This is a genomic window from Streptomyces sp. NPDC001770 (assembly GCF_053596135.1).
The window spans coordinates 204,982-219,939 of record NZ_JBSFFN010000009.1 but is presented as its reverse complement, the minus strand read 5'-3'; the positions used below and the strand labels follow the sequence as shown (position 1 = coordinate 219,939).

Sequence of the window (14,958 nt, the reverse complement as noted above, 5' to 3'; positions counted from 1 at the left end):
GGCGTCCGGACGCCGAGCGGCCGGCCACGGTGGCGCGGGCGAGGGCGCCGGCCTCGCGCAGCAGGGGCGCGACCGTCTCCCGGTGCGCCGTCACGTCGAGTCCGGCCAGCTCACCGGCGGGTTCCCGGGTGAGGCGCTGCGTGGCCTCGTGCGCCCGACGCAGCTCCCCGTGTATCGGCTCGGCGGCGGGGACGTGCACCGGGGTCCGCTTCCGCGCCCTCGATCCGCGCACGCCATGATGGGTGGCCCATACATCGTTGTAGGAGGTGGCCACCGAGATGGCGAACGCACCGGTCGACAGCATCCCGGCCAGGCGAGTGCTCACGGACCCGGCGGGTCTGGCCCGGTATCAGCACGACGAGGCCGAGTGGGCTCCGTACGGGATGCCCAGGGCGGTGGTCAGGCCGCAGAACACGGACGAGGTGCGCGCGGTGGTGCGCCACTGCGTCGAACACGGAATCCCGTTGGTGTCGCGCGGCGCGGGTACGGGCCTCTCGGGCGGGGCCAACGCGGTGGACGGTGCGATCGTGCTCTCCTTCGAGGACATGAACGCCGTGCTGCGGATCGATCCCGCCGAGCGCCTGGCGGTCGTCCAGCCGGGAGTCGTCAACGACGACCTTCGGGCCGCGTGCGCGGAGCACGGCCTCTGGTACCCGCCGGATCCGGCCAGTTCCCCGTGGTCCACCATCGGCGGGAACGTGGCCACCAACGCCGGCGGCATGTGCTGTGTGAAGTACGGCGTGACCCGTGACTACGTGCTCGGCCTGGAGGTCGTGAACGGCCTGGGCGAAACGGTCCGGCTGGGGCGGAGCACCGCCAAGGGCGTGGCCGGGTACGACCTGGCCGGGCTGATGGTCGGCTCCGAGGGCACCCTCGGCGTGATCACGGAGATCATCGTGCGGCTCCGGCCGCGGCGGCCCGCCGAGCGGACCGTCGCGGGGTACTTCTCCTCGGTCGTGGCGGCGGGCGAGGCGGTCAGTGCCGTGACGGCCTCGGGCGTCATTCCCTCGGCGCTGGAACTCGTCGACCGGCACTGTCTCGCCGCCGTCGACGCGTGGAAGAACATGGGGCTGTCCGCCGACGCCGAGGTGGTCCTGCTGGGCAGGGTGGACACTCCGGGAGCCGAGGGGGACGCGGAGGCGGAGCTCGTGCGGGACTGCTTCGAGCGCGCCGGGGCGACCTGGGCCGCCGTCTCCACCGACCAGCAGGAGGCCGACGCGCTCTTCGAGGCACGTCGCCTCGCCTACCCGGCGCTCGAGCGGCTGGGCCCGGTGCTCACCGAGGACGTGTGCGTGCCCCGGACGGCGGTGCCGGAAATGCTGGCGAGGATCGAGCGTACGGCCGCCCGGCACGACATCCTGGTGGCCAACATCGCGCACGCGGGCGACGGCAACCTGCACCCGCTGATCATCACGCCGCCCGGTGACGAGGCCGCCCGGGCCAGGGCGCAGCTGGCGTTCGAGGACATCCTCGACGACGCGATCGCGCTGGGCGGCACGGTGACGGGTGAACACGGCGTGGGGCTGCTGAAGATGGGGGGCCTGGGCAGGGAACTCGGTCCGGCCGTGCTCGCCATGCACCGGGCCGTGAAGTCCGCCCTGGACCCGCACGGCATCCTCAACCCCGGCAAGATTCTGGCCGGCTGACTCCTCGACGGCTGGTCCGCCGCCGGCGGCCGGGCGGCGGTGCGCACCGGGCGCCTCAGGACTGCCGGTGCCGGTGTCAGTGGGTCACGGCACACTGGTCCTACGGGGGACGGGACTTCGGAACGGGGCGACGGATGACGGCGACTGGGGACACGGGCTTCGAACCGGCAAGGGGGGACGGGCCTCCCCTCCCGGAGTCCGCCGCTGCGGCCCGCGCAGCCGCCGTGGCCACCGCCCTCGATGGCCTGTTGCAGATCCGGCGCCTGACCAACACGGAGCACCCCGCCCCGGAGTCGGTGCCCGCGGCCTGGGAACTCCTGCGGCCCGAGCGCGCGGTGGCGCTGGCGCTGGAGGCGGCCGGCGTCCGGCCGTCGGCCGTGCACGCCTCGGGCCTGCGGGCCTCGGCGGGCTACCTGGTGGACGCGGGCTCCGCATCCGGCACGGTCCGGGTGGAGTGGGTGGGCCCGGTGGGGAGCGGCGCCGCCCTGGACGAGGAGGAGTCGCTCACCCGGTGCGCGGGGGTCCTGCGCGGGCTGGGCTGGACGGCCCTGCTCTACCGGGGGCCGCGGCGGCGGCGCTTCCTCGAGGTGGAGGCCCCGTCCGGGCTCCGTCGGCCGGCCGGACGGTGACCCGGTTCGCCGTCGGCGGGACATGGGTTGCGGAGCGTTGTCAGACCCATGGGAGATGCTGATGGCCCGACACCTCTGACCAGGAGAAGCCGAGATGGAGAAGGACGAGCTCGCCGCTGCCCAGGCTTACGTCAGGCTGCTGGAGGCCACCCGGTCCGTGCTCACGGAACCGCAGGAAGCGCCGTTGTACCTGCCGTTGCTCACCGCGCCGATGGAGGAGGCGGACCGGGCGCTCCGGGACGCCGATCTCTCGGGGAACGAGGAACGGCTCTTCGCGCTCGTACGGGCGCTGCGGCCGAGCCTCTCCGCGAGCAGCCGGTGACCCCCGCGGCTCCCTGGCGCGGCGCGCGGGTCCGTCGGCGTACGTGAGGCACCGCGCACCGCCGGGGCCGGCCGGGGGTCAGGCCTGGGGTGCCAGTCCGAGTTCCCGGGCGCCGAGCGGTGCGAAGTACCGGGCCACGTCGGTCTCGCGCACGTCCTCGGTACGGGCCGGGGCCCATCGGGGCGCGTAGTCCTTGTCCACGATCCTGGCCCGCACGCCCTCGACGAAGTCGGGGTGGGCGAAGGCGCGGGTGGAGACGCGGAAGTCCTGGTCGAGCGATTCCTCCAGGCTCCCGGCCGTTCGTGCACGGCGTACGGCTGCCAGGGTCACCGCCAGTGCGGTGGGCGACAGGGTGAGGAGGGTCTCGGCGGTCTCCTTCGCGGCGGTGGCCCCGTGGTCGCGCAGCCGGTCCACGATCGCGCCCACGGTACCGGCGGTGTAGCAGCTGTCGATCCAGTCGCGCGCGGCGTCGAGTTCCCCGGCCTCCGGGTCGGTGGCGTGGCCGCGGACGGTGCGCGCCACGTCGGCGGGCGTCGTGCATCCGGCGAGCGCGGCCATGAGGGCAGGGAGGTCCTCGGAGGGGACGTGGTGGTCGGCGAGGCCGCACAGCAGCGCGTCCGCCGCGCCGACGGACCGGCCGGTGAGCGCGAGGTGGGTTCCGAGCTCTCCGGGCGCCCGGGACAGCAGGTATGTTCCGCCGACGTCCGGCACGAACCCGATGGCGGTCTCCGGCATCGCGACGCGCGAGCGTTCGGTCACGATCCGTACGCTGCCGTGCGCCGAGATCCCGACCCCTCCGCCCATCACGATGCCGTCCATGCAGGCGACGTACGGCTTCCGGTACCGGTGGATCCGCGCGTTCAGCCGGTACTCGTCGCGCCAGAAGTCCAGGGACGCGGTTCCGCCCGCCCGGGCGTCGTCACGCAGGGCGCGGATGTCACCGCCCGCGCACAGACCCCGCGTCCCGGCTCCCGAGACCACCACCGCCGTGACGGTGTCGTCGTGTTCCGCCGCCACGAGGGCCGCGTCGAGGGCGCGTACCGACGCGTGGTCGAGGGCGTTCAGCACGCGCGGCCTGTTGAGGGTGATGCGGCGGACATGGCCGTCGGTGTGCAGGAGGACAGGGGCGTCGTCGGTCATGGATCGCTCCGGTACGGTTCCGCGGCGGCGCCCGCAGGGTGTGCGGGCCTTCGGTTTCCGCCATTCTGCGATGCCGCGCGGCATCGCCCGCGGGCGGGGCGTCGCGATACGCGGCGGGCCCACCAGCATCTGTGGCACTCCCACCGGACCGGCTCGACAATTGGACGACCAGGGTCTTTCCTCGCAGCCCGTAGGGCCCGCCGCCGGACGACCTCCGGAGCCGCAATGAGCGATCACACCGAGTCCGTGGATCACCCGACCCCGCCGTCGCATCCGGATGCCCCGGCCCACGACAGCGGGATCGATACGGTCCAGCGGCTGGCGATGAACCGCACCGGGAGCTTCGACTGGGACCTGGAGACCCGGACCATGAACGTGGACGACGCGGGGCTGCTGGTGTTCGGGGTGGATCCCGAGACCTTCGACGCCAGCCGTCCGGGGACCCTGGTCGAGCTGCTGGAGCCCACGGAGCGTGAGCGTCTGAACCTGTCCGTCGACGAAGCCGTCACCAGTGGCGCGCATTCGTACAGCGTTCATTTCCAGGTGCCGATGCCGGACGGGGAGATCCAGTGGACGCACGCTCAGGCCCGCATCCTGCGTTTCCCGGACGGGCGGGCCCACCGGATCGTCGGAGTGGTCCGGGACGCGACGGCGGAGGTCACGCACTCGGAGTTCGTCCAGGAACTGGAGAAGCGCCGGCAGCGTCAGACCAGCATCGTCGAGCGGACGACCAGTGCCATGTCGCGTGCCGCCTCCGTGGACGACGTGACGGCGGCGCTGTCCGGGCCCGGGGGAACGGCGAGGCTGGGTTGTGACGGGGTGACGCTCGGGCTGGTGAAGAACGCGTCACTGAACGTCGTCGCGGTGAGCGGGCACACGCTGGAGGGGTTCGACGGACTGGGCTCGGGCGATCTCGGCCGGAAACTGCCGCTGGTCGACACCATCCTCAGCGGCCGTCCCCGGTTCATCACCTCCCCCGCGGACCTTGTCCGGCGCTATCCGGTGCTGAAGCCCTACGAGGACCGACTGGGCTTCACCTCCGCCGCCTATCTTCCGCTCGTCGCCCAGGCGCGTTCGCTCGGCGGGCTGGCGATGTTCTACGGCAACCGGATGTCGTTCAACGCGGACGAGCGGATTCTCTGCCTGGGCCTCGCCGCCATCCTCGCGCAGAGCCTGCAACGGGCGATGCTGTTCGACGAGGAACGGGAATTCGCGACCGGGCTCCAGGCGGCGATGCTGCCGCGACGCATCCAGGACGTCGAGGGCGGCGAGATCGCGGTGCGCTACCACGCGGCGCGGAACGGGCGCCAGGTCGGCGGCGACTGGTACGACATGATCGCGCTGCCCAACGGCCGGTACGGCCTGGTCGTGGGTGACGTGCAGGGACACGACACCCACGCGGCGGCAATCATGGGGCAGCTCCGGATCGCCCTGCGCGCCTACGCCGCCGAGGGGCACCCGCCGGCCACCGTGCTGGCCCGGGCCTCGCGCTTTCTCGCCGAACTGGACACCGACCGCTTCGCGACCTGCACCTACGCACAGGTCGATCTGGGATCGGGTGCCCTGCGCGTGGCGCGCGCGGGCCATTTCGAGCCGCTCATCCGGCACGCGGACGGGCGGGTCCGCAGCCCTCAGGTCAGGGGTGGCCTCCCGCTCGGGATCTCGACGTACTTCGAGTACGAGGAGTTTCCCGAGACCCGTCTCGATCTCGTACCGGGCGAGACCCTCGTACTCTTCAGCGACGGGCTGGTGGAGGAGCCGGGCGCCGACATCGACACCGGGCTGGCGGCGTTGGCGCAGGAGGTGCGGACCGGGCCCCCGGAGGCCCAGGCGCTTGCCGATCATCTCTCCGAGCGGCTCTGGGAGCGCTGGGGGGCGGGTGACGACGTCGCTCTGCTGGTGCTGCGGCGCAGTCCGGACATGGGGTCCTCCCTGGCGCCCCGGCTGCACCAGTACATTCACCAGGCCGACCCGGAGGGCCTCTCGGACGCCCGCTCGATCGTCCGGCAGGCGCTGGCCGACTGGGACATGGAGGAGTTCGCCGACGACGCCGAACTCGTCACCGGGGAACTCCTGGTCAATGTGCTGCTGCACACGGAGGGAGGGGCGGTGCTCACGATGGAGGTGCTTCCCGAGCCCCTACGCCGGATACGTCTCTCGGTCCAGGACCGCTCCAGCGTGTGGCCACGCCGACGCTCCCCCGGCGAGACCTCGACCTCGGGCCGCGGGCTGCTGCTGCTGGACGCGCTCGCCCTCCGCTGGGGCATCGAGCCCCAGGGCGAAGGGAAGGCCGTCTGGTGCGATCTCGGGCCGCCCGGCCCGTCCGCCGAGGACGACGCCCGCGCCGGAGGAGCAGGGACCTGACGACCGGGGGCGCCGCCCGCACGGCGGCGCCCCCGGTCGGCCCGAAATTGGCTCGAAGCGCTCGGTCGTGGGGATCACCGTCGCACTCCGGGAACGTTTCCGACGGGGTCGTGGAGGGGCACGGCAGGCCCTGCGGACTCAGAAGGGATAGGTGTCCTCCTGCCGGACGGCGACGCCGAGGTGTTCACCGACCCGGTTGACCAACAGCGTCATCTCGTACGCCACATGACCCACATCGGCTTCCGCCGCGGTGAGCACGCAGAGGCAGCTTCCGTCCCCGGCCGCGGTGACGAACAGCAGCGCCTCGTCGAACTCCACCATCGTCTGCCGTGCCCTGCCCGCCTTGAAGTGTCTGCCCGAGCCGCGTGCCAGGCTGTGCAGCCCGGAGGAGACCGCCGCCAGGTGTTCCGCGTCCTCCCGGGCGAGTCCCGTGCTGGCTCCTGTCACCAGTCCGTCGTTCGAGAGCACCAAGGCGTGCTGTATGTGCTCCACCCGGCTGGTGAGATCGTCGAGAAGCCAGTCGAGTCCCCGGTCCAACGCCATGCGTGCCCTCCCCGTTGCCACTTCCCCGTACCCCTCGTCGCGCGTAAGCCTTGCGCACACCTCTCCTGCGGGCAAGCGGCCCACGGGTTCCGGGGCGTCGCTTCGCGCCACTCGCGTTCCGGCGGCGCAGGATGGGCCCATGGCACACCACATGACCGAGGAAGAGTGGCGGGCGTTCCTCTCCGCCGGGACCCGCACCGGCAAGCTGTCCACCGTACGGGCCGACGGGAGTCCCCACGTCGCGCCCGTCTGGTTCCTGCTGGACGGGGAGGATCTGGTCTTCAACACCGGCAGGGACACGGTGAAGGGGCGCAACCTCGCCCGGGACGGCCGGGTGGCGTTGTGCGTGGACGACGAACGGCCGCCGTACTCGTTCGCCGTCGTCCAGGGACGGGCCGGGCTCAGCGAGGACCCCGACGAGCTGCTGACCTGGGCGACGCGGATCGCCGCCCGGTACGTGGGTGAGGAGGCGGCCGCGGAGTACGGCCGGCGCAACGCGGTTCCGGGCGAACTGGTCGTACGGGTGCGGATCGAGAAGGTGGTCTCGATGGCCGACATCGCCGGCTGAGGTCCCGCCCTGCCCGGTCCGGCCGTCCGGGTCGGGCCCGGTCGGGGCCCTATCCCACGGAGTCGAGCAGCCGGGCGGTGTGCATCCGCCCGGCGTACTCGACCATCCGGATCAGGACCTCCTTGCCGGAGGCGCGGTCCCGCGCGTCGCACAGGACGACGGGCGTCCCGGGGTCCAGGTCGAGCGCGCGCGACACGTCCTGCTCGCCGTAGGAGCGGGATCCTGAGAAGCAGTTGACGGCGACGACGAACGGGATGCGCCGGTGCTCGAAGTAGTCGACGGCGGGGAAGCAGTCCTCCAGCCGCCGGGTGTCGGCGAGGACGACCGCCCCGAGCGCCCCCTGTGACAGCTCGTCCCAGAGGAACCAGAAACGGTCCTGCCCGGGCGTCCCGAAGAGGTAGAGGGCGAGTCCGGACCGGATGGTGATCCTGCCGAAGTCCATCGCGACCGTGGTCGTGGTCTTGCGCTCCACGCCTTCGGTGTCGTCGACGGTCTGTCCGGCTTCGCTGAGCAGTTCCTCGGTGCGCAGCGGGCGGATCTCGCTGACGGCTCCGACCAGGGTGGTCTTGCCGACGCCGAATCCTCCGGCGACCAGGATCTTGAGGGCGAGGGCCGTGTTCTCGCCACCGGCCTCCCCCGGTGCGGCGCCCCCGTCCGCGTTCACCCCGTCACCGTCTTCACGGACCGCACCGCCTGCGTGCTCGGAGGACATCGATCACTTCTCTCACCCATGAGCCCTCGGGTGCGCCCCGGTGGAGCGGGCGCACCCCTTCGGGCTCGGTCGAGTAATTCCCGGCACGGTGCCGGTCAGGTCCAGAGCAGCATGACAAACCGGTCGGCCGATCGAGAGAAGCGAGCGCAATTTGATCGTTGCGGCCGGAAGGTGGCCGGACGGTGCGCGTATGACGCCCTCAATCGAGCACGTGGGTCCGAGGACGACGTTCCCTTCCGGCCAGAATGGTCCGTACCAACAGGATCCCTCTGGGCCCGCGGCTCAGGAGCGCGTATCCTCCCCGGCCGCCTCCGCGTCCCGCCGTCCCGCCGTCATGCGCCTGTTCGGCCACCACGACGCCGGGCCGATGTCCAGCACCAGCGCGGGCACCAGCAGCGATCGCACCACCAGGGTGTCGAGCAGCACGCCGAACGCGACGATGAAGGCGATCTGCACCAGGAAGGCCAGGGGGATGACGAGCAGCGCGGCGAAGGTCGCGGCCAGCACCACGCCCGCCGAGGTGATGACTCCACCGGTGGTGATCAGGCCACGCAGCACCCCCTCGCGGGTGCCGTGCAGCAGGGACTCCTCCCGGACCCGGGACATCAGGAAGATGTTGTAGTCCACGCCGAGGGCGACGAGGAAGACGAACCCGTACAGCGGGACGGAGGCGTCCGTACCGCTGAAGCCGAACGCGTGCTGGAAGACCAGGGCCGAGACGCCCAGTGTGGCGAGGTAGTTGAGCCCCACGGTGGCGACCAGCAGCACGGGCAGCAGGACCGAGCGGAGCAGGGCCATCAGGATGACCAGGATGATCGCGAGCACCACAGGCACGATGAGGGCGCGGTCCTGGGCCGCGGTGGTCTGGGTGTCGAGCCGCTGCGCGGAGTACCCGCCGACCGCGGCCTGCGCGCCGGGAACGGCGTGGACCGCCTCGCGCAGTCGCTTCACCGTCGTGTTGGCGGCGTCGCTGTCCGCCTCGGCCTTCAGCGTGGCGTCGATGCGTACCCGTCCGTCGACGACCACGGGGGCGCCGTCGCCGGGGCGCCCGGACGCGGTGACCGGGGTGACGGCCGCGACTCCTTCGGTGTTCCGGGCGGCGGCGACGACCTGGTCGGTACGGTCGGCCCGGGCGATGATCACGGCGGGGTTTCCGGACCCGCCCGGGAAGTGCTCACTGAGCGTGGCCTGCGCGGAGACGGACGGCGCGTCGTTGACGAAGGTCTCGTCCAGCGGCACGCCCTGCGACTTCAGGGTGGGGGCGAAGAGCGCGCACGCCACCAGGACGAGCAGAGTGCCTGCCCAGACCTTGCGCGGGGCGCGGTCCACGAAGGCGGCGACGCGCCGCCAGATGCCGTGCCCGCCCGTGGCGGCGTCGGCGGGGCGGGGCTTGGCCGGCCAGTAGGCGGCGCGTCCGGTCAGCACGAGGACCGCCGGGAGGAACGTCAGGGTGGAGAGCACGGCGCAGACGATCCCGATGGCGCCGACCGGGCCCAGCGCCCGGTTGTTCGTCAGATCGCTGAGCAGCAGCGCGAGGAGTCCGAGGGCCACGGTCGCCGCGCTGGCCGTGATCGCTCCGGCCGAGCGCCGGAGGGCGGCGAGTGCGGCTGTCGCGCGGTCGCCGCCCCGGGTGAGTTCTTCCCTGAACCGGGCGGTGAGCAGCAGCGCGTAGTCCGTGGAGGCGCCGATGACGAGGATCGAGAGGATGCCCTGCACCTGGCCGTCGACGCGTACGACCCCGTGGTCGGCGAGGACGTACACGATCGCGCAGGCGAGCCCCAGGGCGAACACGGCACTGATGATGATCAGGAAGGGGAGAAGCAGGCTGCGGTAGACCAGCAGCAGGATGACGAGGACGGCGATGAGGGCGACACCGAGGAGCAGGCCATCGATGCCGCCGAAGGCGTCCTTGAGGTCCGCCTGGGCCGCCGCGGGTCCCGCGATGCCCACTGTGGTGCCGGGCACGGACCGAGCGGCCTCGCGCACCCGGTCGAGTGCGCCGGGCAGGGCGTCACCGAGGCCGGAATCGAGCTGGACAATCCCTTCGAGTGCCTGGCCGTCCTCGGAGGCGAGCGCGGGGGTGGGCGTTCCCTCGACGCCGGGCGTGCCCCGGAGCGAGGCGAGCGCGCGGGTGGCGGTCCCGGCCGTGCCCGCCGGGAGCGCGCCGCCGTCGCCGGTCCAGACGACGATGGCGGGCACGGTGCCGGACTTCTGGAACGCCTTCTGGTCCTCGGAGACCTCGGTCGATTCGGCGCTGCGCGGCAGGAACGCCGCCTGGTCGTTGGTGGAGACCTCGCCGAGTTTCCCCGCGTAGGGGCCGAATACTCCCCCGATGCCGAGCCAGACGAGGACGAGTACTGCGGGCACCAGCCATCGGAGAGTGCGGTGCCGTGATGCGGACGTCATTGGTTCCCCAGGAGTCGACACGTTCGGAACGACGGGACGGGCTTGCGAGGTGACAGTGGTGCGGAGAGAGACAGTGGCCTACGAGGCAGCGCCGCGACGCGACGACGCCGAGAGGCGGGACACCTTCCCCGGATCGGGGCGCGTACGGCGGCCCGACACGCGGCCGAACATGTCTCTCAACGATCAACTATCTCAATCATCAAGAGATATTACCCTGGACCCATGCGCAGCACAGAGGGCGGCCCGGACAGAGGCACGGACGAGGACGCGGCCGGGCTCCAGAGTTTCGCCGTGCTGCTGCGGCGGATGAACAGTGAGTTCAACCGCATCGCACACGAATTCGCCCACGAGCAGGATCTCCACCCGACGGATGTGCAGGCGCTCATCGCGATCCTCGACGCGGACTACGGCGAGCCCGGCACCGCCATGACGCCGGGGCGGCTGCGGGAGCAGCTGGACCTGACCTCGGGCGCGGTGACGGCCTGTCTCGACCGGCTGGAGCGGACCGGTCACATCCGGCGCGTCCGGGACAGCGGCGACCGCAGGGTGGTGCACCTCCACTACGCGGCCGCGGCGATGGCGGTGGCCCGCGACTTCTTCCGGCCGCTGGCCGAGAGCACCCGGGCGGCGCGGGGTCAGTTCGACGCGGCGGAGCTGCGCACGGTCGCCCGTTTCCTCGAAGCGATGAACGACGAACTCGGCCAGGTCCGCCGGGCGCGGAAGTGACCGCAGGGGACGACTCCTGGACCCCGGCCGCGGGAAGAGAGCACCGGGACTGCCGAACCCCCGCGCGGAGGCGACCCTCCGGAAGTCCTGCGCTCCCGGGTGGCCCGGATCCGGCCGCAGGGCGCTGACGTCCTGCGGTCCGGACCGTGACGGGTCGCCGCGCCGGCGGGCTCCCCGGGATCTCCTCGCCCCCCGGGATTCCGTCAGAGCGCCCGCAGCCCGTCGATGACCTCGCGCAGGATGTGCTCGTCGGGCAGCTGCGCCGGCGGGACGGGGCGGCAGACCGACACGTGACCGCCCTCCAGCAGGTCTCCCAGCAGCACCCGCACCACGCCCACCGGGAGATCGGCGTCGGCGGCGAGCTCCGCGACCGACTGGGTCTCGTCCTGGCACAGGGCGAGCAGCGCCCGGTGCTCCGGGCCGAGCATCGTCTCGGCGTCGGGGTCGGCCGCTCCGTCGACGACGACGAGGGCGATCAGGTCGAACCGCACCCCGCTCGGGCCCGGTTTCGTACGTCCTCCGGTGACGGCGTACGGGCGCACCAGCGGTCCCGCGTCCGCGTCGTACCACTGGCTTCCGCGCAGGGCGTCCGCGCCGGTGCCCATCTCCCGGTCCCGGTAGGGATCGTGGAACCCGTAGAGGTCCCCGCCGCCGTACGCCGCGTCGGGGTCGTCGGACATCCGCACCGTTTCCTCCCCTCCCTCAGCCCGCGGCGGGGGGCTGTGCGAGCCGTGCCGGCGTCCCCAGATGCTCGCCGACCCGTGCGACGAGGCGTGCCATCTCGTACGCCACCAGGCCGATGTCCGCCACGGCGTCGCTCAGTACGGCCAGGCAGGAGCCGTCCCCGGCCGCGACGACGAACAGGAAGCCGTCGTCCATCTCCACCATGGTCTGGCGTACCCCGCCCGCCCCGAAATGGCGGCCGGCGCCCTTGGCCAGACTATGGAAACCGGAGGCTACGGCGGCCAGGTGTTCGGCGTCCTCGCGGCTGAGCACGCTGGAGGCGCCGACCGCCAGTCCGTCGCCGGAGAGGACGACGGCGTGCCGTACCTCCGCGACCCGCTTCACCAGGTCGTCCAGCAGCCAGTCGAGTTCGCCCGAGCGGTGGTTCAATTCCGTCCTTCCGTTCGCGGTCATCCGGGATCTCCTACGTCGATGGGGTGGGCCGCCGGGGCCGGTGCGGGGGGCGTTGCCAGTGGCGGGGGTACCGCCGCCGGGCCGGGTGTGTCGCCGCTGCCGCGCCGCCATCCGTCGCGGTAGGCGGTCATGCGGTCGCGGACCTGTTCGGGCGTGCGCCCGGCTGGTTCCCCGGCGCCCGTGATCCGCTGTTCCTGCGGCGTCCGGGCCTGTTCATCGCGGAGCTGGGGCACCAGGTGCGCCTGCCGGACGCGCCGGGGGAGCTCGTCGTCGCCCTCGGCCCGGGGCGCCCGCTCCGGCGGCTCGGCCGCGGCCTGCCTGAGCGGGGTGCGGGGATGGCCGCGCTCGGCTGTCCGGCCGGCCGACGGGGTGCGGGGCCGCCGCCGGAGTGCGGTGACCGGGGCGGTCGGCGCTTCGGGGGTGTGCCCCCCGCCCGTCGCGGGACCCGCCGGCCCCACGGGGTCCGCGCCGGAGCCGGGGTCGGTTACCGCGACGGGCGGCGGGAAGGCCGGCCGGGGCCCGCGGTCGCCGACCGCCGCTCGCGGCGGGAGCTTCTCGCCCCTGGCGGCCTGCGGCGGGAGAGCGGCCTGCGGGGAGTGGGCGGCGTGCGGGGGAAACGCGCCCGGCTCCGCGTTCTCCGGCGGCTCGTCGTGCAGCAGCGCGGTCGGCAGCAGGACCACGGCGGTGGTGCCGCCGTAGGGGGAGGCGCGGAGCCCCACCTTGATCCGATGGCGGTTGGAGAGGCGGCTCACCACGAAGAGCCCGAGCCGGTCGCTGTCGAAGAGGTCGAGCGCCTCGGACTGCTCGATGCGCTTGTTGGCCTGGGCGAGGAGCTCGACGCCCATGCCGAGGCCCCGGTCCTCGATCTCGATCGCGTACCCGTTGCCCACGGGTTCGCCGGTGATCCGCACCTTGGTGTGCGGGGGCGAGAACTGGGCCGCGTTCTCGACGAGTTCGGCGAGCAGGTGGGTGAGGTCGGCGACCGCGGCGCCCGCCACGGAGACGTCGGCGAGCCTGCGTACCTCCACGCGGGCGTAGTCCTCGATCTCCGAGACCGCCGCGCGGACCACCTGGGTGAGCGGTACGGGCCTGCGCCAGGCTCGCCCGGGGGCCGCGCCGGACAGGATGATCAGGCTTTCGGCGTGCCGGCGCATGCGGGTGGTCAGGTGATCGAGGCGGAAGAGGTCGGCGAGCTCGCTGGGGTCGTCGGCGCGCCGTTCCATGCCGTCCAGGAGGTTGAGCTGGCGGTGGACCAGGACCTGGCTGCGACGGGCGAGGTTGACGAAGACTCCGGCGATGCCGCTGGCGAGTTCGGCACGCTCCACCGCTGCGCTGAGCGCGGCGCGGTGCACGATGTCGAGTGCCTCGCCGACCTGGCCGATCTCGTCCGGCGACGGCCTGCGCGCCGGGGATTCGGCCTTCACGTCGATCTCCTCCCCCGCCCGCAGGCGCTCCATCGCGCGGGGCAGTTCGCGGCGGGCGATGGCCAGGGCGCTGTCGCGCAGGCTGACCAGCTCCGTGACGAGCCCGCTGCCGATGCGGACGGAGATGACGAGCGCGGCGGCCACGGCGGCGAACCCGAACAGGACCGCCGCGCCGTCGGGGCTCGTGAGCCCGCTCGTCAGCGGGTCCGAACGGCCCGCCACGCGCTCGGACGCGGCGGCCTCGACGGCGCGCAGCCGGGTGAGGACGGGGCCGCCCGCCAGGGACCAGGCGCCGGCCGGCACCGCGCGGGCGGCCTCGGCCCCGGGCCGCGCGGCGAGCACGGCGTCCTCGGCGCTCTCCACGGCGCGGTACGCGCTGTCCGCGGCGAGCTCCTGCCAGGCGTCGCGTTCGCCGGCGGGCAGGTCGGCGGCGGCCGTCTCCGTGAAGGAGCGCCGCGCCTCCACCGCTCCGGTGAACCGGAGCAGCGCCCGGCCGTCGAGCGTGCCGGTGCGGGCGGCCACGGCGAGGAGGACGTCCTCGCGGGCCAGCATCTCGTCCGCCCTGCCGAGTTCGAGCAGGACGCGTGCCTCGGGGCCGGCCTCGGCGTCCTGGATTCCGGTGAGTGCCCCGAGCACCCCGAAGGCGGCGCTGATGGCGTCGGTGTAGGCGAGGTAGGCGTTCTCCCGGTCGGTGTCGCTGTTCGTGACGGCGTCCGAGAAGACGCGGAGACGGCCGCGCAGAGCGCCGAGACCGTCGGCGCGGGAGAGGAAGACGTCCATGCGGGTGGCGAGGCCCACCGGGAGGTCTCCGGTGTCCGCCACCGTGTGCCCCTCGCCCATCCGCAGCCGGTCGAGGGCCGCGTCGGTACGGGCGGCACGGTTCTGCAGGGTCGCGGCGGCGCCCTCGCCCGGTGCGGCCGCCTGGACGAGCGCCGCCTTCCGTTCGGCCTGGAGCGCGTCGACGGCCTGCCGGACCGGCGTGCGGACCGTGGCGTCCACCCGCTCCGCCTGGCGCAGCCGTGCCACCTCCTGGGCGGTGGTGACGGTCGCGAGCCCCCACAGGGCGAGCAGGGACACCACCGGCACCATCAGCAGGGCGAGCACCTTGGCGCGTACGGTACGGGGTCGCGGGGACCAGCTGCTCCGGCGTCCGGACGGGTCCTGCGGGCGCCGTGAACGTGCGCCGAGCACGACACGCTCGTCGGCCGGGGGTCCCGCGTGCGCGCGCCGGCCTCGTACCGGGGGTATGGGCCGGTCGTCCTGGGCGCCGGGCGCCTGGGTCGTACGGAGTGGGCGCATGGCCTCCTCGTTCCGGTCGGGAAAGGGGTGGTCGGGGGACGG

At 73.1% G+C, this 14,958-nt stretch carries 13 protein-coding genes and 1 pseudogene; 6 read left to right on the top strand and 8 right to left on the bottom strand.

Annotation, left to right across the window (positions count from 1 at the left end; genetic code table 11):
* A pseudogene (locus tag ACWCSV_RS11310) lies at window positions 1-304 on the bottom strand (hypothetical protein); the annotation flags it as partial.
* Between ACWCSV_RS11310 and ACWCSV_RS11305 the strand changes: the two are divergent.
* The 3 genes from ACWCSV_RS11305 (at window position 279) to ACWCSV_RS11295 (ending at window position 2,597) form a co-directional block, all read left to right on the top strand.
* Window positions 279-1,646 carry an FAD-binding oxidoreductase gene (locus ACWCSV_RS11305; RefSeq protein WP_451140822.1) on the top strand — a complete coding sequence of 456 codons (1,368 nt, stop codon included), beginning with the start codon at window positions 279-281 and terminating at the stop codon, window positions 1,644-1,646. The pseudogene ACWCSV_RS11310 and the gene ACWCSV_RS11305 overlap by 26 nt on opposite strands.
* A gap of 134 nt (window positions 1,647-1,780) precedes the next feature.
* Window positions 1,781-2,275, top strand: coding sequence for a hypothetical protein (locus tag ACWCSV_RS11300; RefSeq protein ID WP_451140820.1), 495 nt, complete (start codon window positions 1,781-1,783; stop codon window positions 2,273-2,275).
* Between the two features lie 94 nt (window positions 2,276-2,369).
* On the top strand, window positions 2,370-2,597 hold the full coding sequence (locus tag ACWCSV_RS11295) for a hypothetical protein (protein ID WP_327179840.1): 228 nt from the start codon (window positions 2,370-2,372) through the stop codon (window positions 2,595-2,597).
* Window positions 2,598-2,675: 78 nt separating this feature from the next.
* Here ACWCSV_RS11295 and ACWCSV_RS11290 read toward each other — a convergent pair whose 3' ends face one another.
* Window positions 2,676-3,737, bottom strand: a complete 1,062-nt coding sequence (locus tag ACWCSV_RS11290) for an enoyl-CoA hydratase/isomerase family protein (RefSeq protein ID WP_451140818.1) — start codon at window positions 3,735-3,737, stop codon at window positions 2,676-2,678.
* Window positions 3,738-3,962: 225 nt separating this feature from the next.
* Between ACWCSV_RS11290 and ACWCSV_RS11285 the strand changes: the two genes are divergently transcribed.
* A complete protein-coding gene (locus ACWCSV_RS11285) occupies window positions 3,963-6,101 on the top strand; it encodes a SpoIIE family protein phosphatase (RefSeq protein WP_451140816.1) in 2,139 nt (712 codons plus the stop codon).
* A 138-nt stretch (window positions 6,102-6,239) separates the two neighbouring features.
* Here the strand turns inward: ACWCSV_RS11285 and ACWCSV_RS11280 are convergent, their stop codons facing one another.
* Window positions 6,240-6,644, bottom strand: a complete 405-nt coding sequence (locus ACWCSV_RS11280; RefSeq protein ID WP_390963823.1) for a roadblock/LC7 domain-containing protein — start codon at window positions 6,642-6,644, stop codon at window positions 6,240-6,242.
* Between the two features lie 139 nt (window positions 6,645-6,783).
* Here ACWCSV_RS11280 and ACWCSV_RS11275 point away from each other — a divergent pair, with 139 nt between their 5' ends.
* On the top strand, window positions 6,784-7,212 hold the full coding sequence (locus ACWCSV_RS11275) for a PPOX class F420-dependent oxidoreductase (protein WP_327179836.1): 429 nt from the start codon (window positions 6,784-6,786) through the stop codon (window positions 7,210-7,212).
* Window positions 7,213-7,261: 49 nt separating this feature from the next.
* On the opposite strand, the gene ACWCSV_RS11270 is transcribed toward ACWCSV_RS11275, so the two are convergent.
* Window positions 7,262-7,924 carry a GTP-binding protein gene (locus ACWCSV_RS11270; RefSeq protein WP_451140813.1) on the bottom strand — a complete coding sequence of 221 codons (663 nt, stop codon included), beginning with the start codon at window positions 7,922-7,924 and terminating at the stop codon, window positions 7,262-7,264.
* 282 nt (window positions 7,925-8,206) lie between these two features.
* Complete coding sequence (locus tag ACWCSV_RS11265; RefSeq protein WP_451140811.1) at window positions 8,207-10,330, bottom strand: MMPL family transporter; 2,124 nt, start codon at window positions 10,328-10,330, stop codon at window positions 8,207-8,209.
* 222 nt (window positions 10,331-10,552) lie between these two features.
* Here ACWCSV_RS11265 and ACWCSV_RS11260 point away from each other — a divergent pair, with 222 nt between their 5' ends.
* Window positions 10,553-11,056 carry a MarR family winged helix-turn-helix transcriptional regulator gene (locus ACWCSV_RS11260; RefSeq protein ID WP_451140809.1) on the top strand — a complete coding sequence of 168 codons (504 nt, stop codon included), beginning with the start codon at window positions 10,553-10,555 and terminating at the stop codon, window positions 11,054-11,056.
* A 203-nt stretch (window positions 11,057-11,259) separates the two neighbouring features.
* Here ACWCSV_RS11260 and ACWCSV_RS11255 read toward each other — a convergent pair whose 3' ends face one another.
* From ACWCSV_RS11255 to ACWCSV_RS11245, 3 genes are all read right to left on the bottom strand, one after another.
* Window positions 11,260-11,661, bottom strand: coding sequence for a DUF742 domain-containing protein (locus tag ACWCSV_RS11255; RefSeq protein WP_451140842.1), 402 nt, complete (start codon window positions 11,659-11,661; stop codon window positions 11,260-11,262).
* Window positions 11,662-11,758: 97 nt separating this feature from the next.
* Window positions 11,759-12,193 (bottom strand): roadblock/LC7 domain-containing protein, encoded by a 435-nt coding sequence (locus ACWCSV_RS11250; protein WP_451140807.1) that lies wholly within the window; start codon window positions 12,191-12,193, stop codon window positions 11,759-11,761.
* A complete protein-coding gene (locus tag ACWCSV_RS11245) occupies window positions 12,190-14,916 on the bottom strand; it encodes a nitrate- and nitrite sensing domain-containing protein (protein ID WP_451140805.1) in 2,727 nt (908 codons plus the stop codon). Before ACWCSV_RS11245 ends, ACWCSV_RS11250 begins: the two co-directional genes overlap by 4 nt.
* Window positions 14,917-14,958: the final 42 nt, after the last annotated feature.

Bases quoted from the DNA above. Each gene is read 5' to 3' on its own strand.
- ACWCSV_RS11245 (WP_451140805.1), bottom strand. From the start codon at position 14,916: ATGCGCCCACTCCGTACGACCCAGGCGCCCGGCGCCCAGGACGACCGG.
- ACWCSV_RS11290 (WP_451140818.1), bottom strand. From the start codon at position 3,737: ATGACCGACGACGCCCCTGTCCTCCTGCACACCGACGGCCATGTCCGC.
- ACWCSV_RS11250 (WP_451140807.1), bottom strand. From the start codon at position 12,193: ATGACCGCGAACGGAAGGACGGAATTGAACCACCGCTCGGGCGAACTC.
- ACWCSV_RS11275 (WP_327179836.1), top strand. From the start codon at position 6,784: ATGGCACACCACATGACCGAGGAAGAGTGGCGGGCGTTCCTCTCCGCC.
- ACWCSV_RS11255 (WP_451140842.1), bottom strand. From the start codon at position 11,661: ATGGGCACCGGCGCGGACGCCCTGCGCGGAAGCCAGTGGTACGACGCG.
- ACWCSV_RS11265 (WP_451140811.1), bottom strand. From the start codon at position 10,330: ATGACGTCCGCATCACGGCACCGCACTCTCCGATGGCTGGTGCCCGCA.
- ACWCSV_RS11280 (WP_390963823.1), bottom strand. From the start codon at position 6,644: ATGGCGTTGGACCGGGGACTCGACTGGCTTCTCGACGATCTCACCAGC.
- ACWCSV_RS11270 (WP_451140813.1), bottom strand. From the start codon at position 7,924: ATGTCCTCCGAGCACGCAGGCGGTGCGGTCCGTGAAGACGGTGACGGG.
- ACWCSV_RS11260 (WP_451140809.1), top strand. From the start codon at position 10,553: ATGCGCAGCACAGAGGGCGGCCCGGACAGAGGCACGGACGAGGACGCG.
- ACWCSV_RS11300 (WP_451140820.1), top strand. From the start codon at position 1,781: ATGACGGCGACTGGGGACACGGGCTTCGAACCGGCAAGGGGGGACGGG.
- ACWCSV_RS11295 (WP_327179840.1), top strand. From the start codon at position 2,370: ATGGAGAAGGACGAGCTCGCCGCTGCCCAGGCTTACGTCAGGCTGCTG.
- ACWCSV_RS11305 (WP_451140822.1), top strand. From the start codon at position 279: ATGGCGAACGCACCGGTCGACAGCATCCCGGCCAGGCGAGTGCTCACG.
- ACWCSV_RS11285 (WP_451140816.1), top strand. From the start codon at position 3,963: ATGAGCGATCACACCGAGTCCGTGGATCACCCGACCCCGCCGTCGCAT.